This window comes from Pseudomonas sp. 50_B (assembly GCF_017491625.1).
GTDB lineage: Bacteria > Pseudomonadota > Gammaproteobacteria > Pseudomonadales > Pseudomonadaceae > Aquipseudomonas > Aquipseudomonas danubii.
The window spans coordinates 1-237 of the sequence record NZ_JAFGYX010000227.1; the positions used below are offsets into that span (position 1 = coordinate 1).

The 237-nt window shown below is 62.0% G+C and carries 1 protein-coding gene; it reads left to right on the forward strand.

Going from position 1 to position 237, the window contains the following annotated elements; translation table 11 throughout:
- On the forward strand, positions 1-237 hold a 237-nt coding region (locus J5M73_RS31730; protein WP_207817066.1), incomplete at both ends, for an amino acid permease.

Consider the following 237-nt stretch of genomic DNA (forward strand, 5'->3'; position numbering starts at 1 on the left):
TTGGCCTGGCGATTTCCCTGCTGGGGGCGCTGTTGTCCTGGGCCCTGCTGTGCGCGGAGATTCTCTACGCGACCGCCCGGGACCGGACCATGCCAGCGTTCCTGAAGAAGGAGAACGCCAACCATGTACCGGCCAACGCCCTGTGGCTGACCAATGCCATGGTGCAGATCTTCCTGGTCATCACTCTGTTCTCGGCCAGCACCTACCTGTCGCTGATCTACCTCGCCACCTCGATGA